Here is a 5,819-nt window from a genome sequence, read left to right as displayed (position 1 = left end):
GTAGACGACTGGGTTGATAGGCCGGATCTGGAAGGCGGGTAACCGCTGGAGGTGACCGGTACTAATAGGCCGAGGGCTTGTCCATATTTGCTCGCGTCCACTGTGTTAGTTCTGAGGCAACGACCGTGTCGTGTTTCCGGTCCAACTTCATAGTGTTTCGGTGGTCATAGCGTGAGGGAAACGCCCGGTTACATTCCGAACCCGGAAGCTAAGCCTTACAGCGCCGATGGTACTGCAGGGGGGACCCTGTGGGAGAGTAGGACACCGCCGAACTCCTTTTAGAGCTCTGGCTCTTGGGCACGCAGCCCAAGAGCCAGAGCTTTTTTGCGTTGAGGTAGGGTCAGGGAGCATCGTTCGCACGTTTCCCACAGGAGGCCCCCGGGTGGAGGTCCAGGAGACCCGGGTCCAGACGGACCGGGTCCTCACCATCCCCAACATCCTCAGCATGGCGCGGCTCGTTGGGGTGCCGCTCTTCCTGTGGCTGATCCTCAGGCCCGAGTTCGGAGGGCCCAAGAGTGACGGCTGGGCATTGCTGGTACTCGCCCTGAGCGGGATCAGCGACTACCTGGACGGCAAGCTGGCCCGGCGGTGGAACCAGATCAGCAGCCTCGGCCGGCTCCTCGACCCGGCTGCCGACCGCCTGTACATTCTCTCGACGCTCGTCGGTCTCACCTGGCGCGAGATTCTGCCAATCTGGTTGACGGCTGCACTGCTCTTGCGGGAGTTGATGCTCCTGGTGATGGTGGGCATCCTCAGGCGGCACGGTTATCCGCCGCCGCAGGTGAACTTCCTCGGCAAGGCCGCCACCTTCAACCTGATGTACGCCTTCCCCCTCCTTCTGCTCAGTGACGGAACTGGATGGATCGCGTCACTCGCTGCTATTTTCGGATGGGCGTTCGCCGGATGGGGTACAACGCTGTACTGGTGGGCAGGAGTGCTCTATGTGGTCCAAGTCCGCCGCCTGGTCCGTGCGGACGTCAGGGCCGGCTGAACTCGCCCCTTGGCGCCGCTGTAGCGGCTCGATGGCCCCCGACAGAAAAGTGCGGGAGAATCTGGACGGGTGAAGTCGGCTGGACCGTCATCTCTTAAGGAGGACGCTTCCGACATGAAGGCCGTCGTGATGGCCGGAGGCGAAGGCACACGCCTTCGTCCCATGACCTCGAGCATGCCCAAGCCGCTCCTGCCGGTGGCAAACCGGCCGATCATGGAGCACGTTCTGCGGCTGCTCAAAAGGCATGGGCTCAACGAGACCGTCGTCACCGTGCAGTTCCTGGCCTCACTGGTCAAGAACTACTTCGGTGACGGTGAAGAGCTCGGAATGGAGCTCTCCTATGCCAATGAGGAGAAGCCACTCGGTACCGCCGGAAGCGTCAAGAACGCCGAAGAGGCGTTGAAGGACGATGCCTTCCTCGTCATCTCCGGTGATGCCCTGACCGACTTCGACCTCACCGAGCTCATCAACTTCCACAAGGAAAAGGGCGCGCTGGTCACCGTCTGTCTGACGCGTGTACCCAATCCGCTTGAATTCGGTATCACCATCGTCGACGAGGAAGGCAAGGTCGAGCGCTTCCTGGAGAAACCGACCTGGGGCCAGGTCTTCTCGGACACCGTGAACACGGGCATCTACGTCATGGAGCCCGAGGTCTTCGACTACGTCGATCCCGATGTGCCCGTCGACTGGTCCGGCGATGTCTTTCCGCAACTGATGAAGGAAGGCAAGCCGATCTACGGCTATGTCGCCGAGGGCTACTGGGAGGACGTCGGCACGCACGAGAGCTACGTCAAGGCGCAGGCCGACGTCCTCGAAGGCAAGGTCGACGTCGAGATCGACGGCTTCGAGCTCTCCCCGGGGGTATGGGTGGCCGAGGGTGCCGAGGTGCATCCCGATGCCGTACTCCGCGGTCCGCTGTACATCGGCGACTACGCCAAGGTCGAGGCCGGCGCCGAGATTCGCGAGCACACCGTCGTGGGCTCGAACGTGGTCGTGAAGAGCGGGGCGTTTCTGCACAAGGCCGTCGTGCACGACAACGTGTATGTCGGACAGCAGAGCAATCTCCGCGGCTGTGTCGTCGGCAAGAACACCGACATCATGCGTGCGGCTCGTATCGAGGACGGCGCGGTCATCGGCGATGAGTGCCTCGTCGGCGAAGAATCGATCATTCAGGGGAACGTCCGGGTCTACCCGTTCAAGACCATCGAGGCCGGTGCCTTCGTCAACACCTCGGTCATCTGGGAGTCCAGGGGCCAGGCACATCTCTTCGGTGCCCGTGGTGTCTCCGGCATCCTCAATGTCGAGATCACCCCGGAACTCGCGGTCCGGCTGGCCGGTGCCTATGCGACGACCCTCAAGAAGGGGTCGACCGTCACCACCGCCCGCGACCACTCCCGTGGCGCGCGGGCACTGAAGCGGGCGGTCATCTCCGCGCTGCAGGCCAGCGCCATCGACGTACGCGACCTGGAGAACGTACCGCTGCCCGTGGCCCGGCAGCAGACGGCCCGCGGGAGCGCCGGCGGGATCATGATCCGGACCACGCCCGGGGTGCCGGATTCCGTGGACATCATGTTCTTCGACGGGCGGGGCGCCGACCTTTCCCAGGGCAGCCAGCGGAAGCTGGACCGGGTGTTCGCGCGGCAGGAGTACCGGCGCGCGTTCCCCGGGGAGATCGGTGACCTGCACTTCCCCGCCAGCGTCTTCGATTCCTACACCGGTTCGCTGTTGCGGAATGTCGACATCACCGGGATTTCCGAGTCCGGGCTGAAGGTCGTCGTGGACGCCTCGAACGGCAGCGCGGGCCTGGTGCTGCCGAGTCTGCTCGGGAAGCTCGGGGTGGACTCGCTGACCATCAACCCGGGGCTCGACGAGTCCAGGCCGACGGAGACCGCGGATGCCCGGCGGTCGGGGCTGGTGCGGCTGGGCGAGATCGTGGCGTCCGCGCGGGCCGCGTTCGGTGTGCGGTTCGACCCCGTGGGCGAGCGGCTGTCCCTGGTGGACGAGAAGGGCCGGATCATCGAGGACGACCGGGCGCTGCTCGTCATGCTCGACCTGGTCGCCGCTGAGCGCCGCAGCGGCCGGGTGGCGCTGCCGGTCACCACCACGCGGATCGCCGAGCAGGTGGCGGCGTACCACGGGACGCAGGTCGAGTGGACGACCACCTCGCCCGACGACCTCACGCGGGTCGGCCGCGACGACTCGACGATCTTCGGCGGTGACGGCAAGGGCGCCTTCATCATTCCGGAGTTCAGCAGCGTCTTCGACGGTACGGCGGCCTTCGTACGGTTGATCGGGCTGGTGGCGCGTACGCAGCTCACCCTCAGCCAGATCGACGCGCGGATTCCGCGGGCGCACGTCCTCAAGCGGGATCTGGCGACTCCGTGGGCCGTCAAGGGCCTGGTGATGCGCAGGGTCGTGGAGGCGGCGGGCGATCGTTTCGTCGACACGACCGACGGTGTCCGGGTCGTGGAGACCGACGGACGCTGGGTGATGGTGCTGCCGGACCCGGCGGAAGCGGTCACGCATCTGTGGGCCGAGGGGCCCGACGACGCGTCCGCACAGGCACTGCTGGACGAGTGGTCGGCGGTAGTGGACAGCGCCGGCCGCTGAACCACGCACGCGTGCGTGCCGGACATGTGTCCCCTAAGGGGGCCTGTCCGGCACGCCGATGGGGCCATTCGGAGGTACGGGCCGCGACGTGCGACGATGTGCGGCATGCCGCAGCAGCCCCCCATTCGGAGCACCCCCACGCGCCCGTCGCGCCCGGACGCCTCCATGTCGCTGCTCACCAACGTCATGGACCACAGCCTCGACGACGGCTACGCCGAGGCCGCGGCCCGCAAGAAGGCCGCCGGCGAAGGCGGACTGCCCAAGACGCTGCGGGCGAGACTGGGTCTCGCCCTGGGCCTGGTGCTCGCCGCCCTCGTGGTCACCGTGGGGGCGGCGCAGGCGCGCGTGGCCGCTCCCGTCGTCGCCAAGGAGCGCGAGGAGCTCATCGACCGTATCGACCGCGAGACCGAGACGGCGGACAAGCTCGAGGACAGCGTCGACCGACTCCGCGAGGACGTCAGCACCCGGCAGCGCGAGGCGCTCAAGCAGAGCGGCGACGGCGGCAAGACCGATCTCGTGGGCATCCTGTCGGGTGCCGTGGAGGTGCACGGCCCCGGCGTCAAGCTGGTCGTGAACGACGCCAAAGAAGCCAGCACGGGCGGCGGTGACGGGAATCCGCGCGAGACCACGGGGTTCTCCGACACCGGGCGGGTGCGCGACCGCGACATGCAGCGGGTGGTCAACGGGCTCTGGGAGTCGGGCGCCGAGGCCATCTCCATCAACGGGCAGCGGCTGACCGCCCTGTCGGCGATCAGGGCCGCGGGTGACGCGATACTGGTCGACAACAAGCCGCTGGTTCCGCCGTATACGGTGCTTGCCGTGGGGGACGGGCAGCGGCTGAGCACCAGGTTCCAGGACAGCGCCGACGGGCTGTATCTGCACGCCCTGCAGGAGAACTACGGCATCCGGACCGCCATTTCCGCGGAGGACGACCTCCGGCTGCCGGCCGCACCGAGTGTGATCGTACGTACAGCAGAGCCGAGAACTGAGAAGGGCACATCGTGATCGCCGTACTGGGCCTCGTCGTGGGAGTCGTGGCCGGCCTGTTGGTCCGGCCTGAGGTTCCGGCGGTTGTCGAGCCTTATCTGCCGATCGCCGTGGTGGCGGCGCTCGACGCGGTCTTCGGAGGGCTGCGGGCCATGCTCGACGGCATCTTCGACGACAAGGTCTTCGTCGTGTCGTTCCTGTCGAACGTCGTCGTGGCCGCGCTGATCGTGTTCCTGGGCGACAAGTTGGGCGTGGGTGCCCAGCTCTCGACCGGTGTCGTCGTCGTGCTCGGCATCCGGATCTTCTCCAACGCCGCGGCCATCCGCCGGCACGTCTTCCGGGCGTGAGGCCGATGAGCGAGCACGAGGAGACGCCCGGCAACGGGCTGCGCAAGGAGCTGCCGGAGGAAGTCCCGGCCACACCCGCCGAGAAGCCGGAGGAGTCCGGCACTCCGGCTGCGGAGCCCGGGCTGACCGGCCGCCAGAGGCTGGTGCAGGGGCTGTGGCCGCCGCGTGTGACCCGGGCTCAACTCATCGTCGCCGTGCTGCTGTTCGGCCTCGGGTTCGGTCTCGCCATCCAGGTGGCGTCGAACAGCGACAGCGACAGTGCGCTGCGGGGTGCGCGGCAGGAGGATCTCGTGCGCATCCTCGATGAACTGGACGACCGTACGCAACGTCTTGAAGACGAGAAGCAGGGCCTCGAGAAGCAGCGGGACGAGCTGGAGAACAGCTCCGACCAGGCGGAGGAGGCCCGCAAGCAGACAGTCGAGAAGGAGCGGCAACTCGGCATCCTCGCGGGCACGGTGGCCGCGCAGGGGCCGGGCATCACGATGACGATCGAGGACAGCAAGGGGACGGTCGAGGCGGACATGCTGCTCGACGCGATCCAGGAACTGCGAGCGGCGGGGGCGGAGGCGATCCAGGTGAACGGCGTGCGGGTCGTCGCCGACACCTATCTGTCGGATTCGGACAAGAGCGTGAGCGTCGACGGGAACAAGATCACCGCGCCGTTTCGTTTCAAGGTCATCGGCAATCCGCAGGACCTCGAACCGGCCCTGAACATCCCTGGAGGCGTGGTGCAGACTCTTGAGAAGGAGCAGGCCACCGTTACCGTCGAGCGGTCGGACAAGATCGTCGTGGACGCCTTGCGAGCGGCGAAGCGGCCTGACTACGCTCGGTCGTCCTCCCAGTGAACCGGGGGTGCATGGGGGGCATCCGGCGAGGGCATGAGG

5 protein-coding genes and 2 rRNA genes are annotated in these 5,819 nt (G+C 66.7%); all 7 read left to right on the top strand.

Translation table 11 applies throughout. From position 1 onward, the window contains the following. Positions 1 to 85 (top strand): 23S ribosomal RNA (locus EHS43_RS35325); the annotation flags it as partial. A 71-nt stretch (positions 86 to 156) separates the two neighbouring features. Further along, positions 157 to 273, top strand: a 5S ribosomal RNA gene (gene rrf, locus EHS43_RS35320). A gap of 109 nt (positions 274 to 382) precedes the next feature. Further along, positions 383 to 991 carry a CDP-alcohol phosphatidyltransferase family protein gene (locus EHS43_RS35315; RefSeq protein ID WP_125194715.1) on the top strand — a complete coding sequence of 203 codons (609 nt, stop codon included), beginning with the start codon at positions 383 to 385 and terminating at the stop codon, positions 989 to 991. Positions 992 to 1,105: 114 nt separating this feature from the next. Then, on the top strand, positions 1,106 to 3,601 hold the full coding sequence (locus tag EHS43_RS35310) for a mannose-1-phosphate guanyltransferase (RefSeq protein ID WP_125194714.1): 2,496 nt from the start codon (positions 1,106 to 1,108) through the stop codon (positions 3,599 to 3,601). Between the two features lie 105 nt (positions 3,602 to 3,706). Then, on the top strand, positions 3,707 to 4,606 hold the full coding sequence (locus EHS43_RS35305; protein ID WP_260470854.1) for a DUF881 domain-containing protein: 900 nt from the start codon (positions 3,707 to 3,709) through the stop codon (positions 4,604 to 4,606). Beyond that, positions 4,603 to 4,935: a small basic family protein gene (locus EHS43_RS35300; RefSeq protein WP_003988855.1), complete on the top strand. Its 333-nt coding sequence runs from the start codon at positions 4,603 to 4,605 to the stop codon at positions 4,933 to 4,935. The genes EHS43_RS35305 and EHS43_RS35300 overlap by 4 nt, the downstream gene beginning before the upstream one ends. Before the next feature lie 5 nt (positions 4,936 to 4,940). Then, positions 4,941 to 5,780 carry a DUF881 domain-containing protein gene (locus EHS43_RS35295; RefSeq protein ID WP_125194712.1) on the top strand — a complete coding sequence of 280 codons (840 nt, stop codon included), beginning with the start codon at positions 4,941 to 4,943 and terminating at the stop codon, positions 5,778 to 5,780. Positions 5,781 to 5,819: the final 39 nt, after the last annotated feature.

It is taken from the genome of Streptomyces sp. RP5T, from assembly GCF_003933965.1.
Lineage (GTDB): Bacteria > Actinomycetota > Actinomycetes > Streptomycetales > Streptomycetaceae > Streptomyces.
This window is presented reverse-complemented; position numbering and strand designations above follow the sequence as displayed.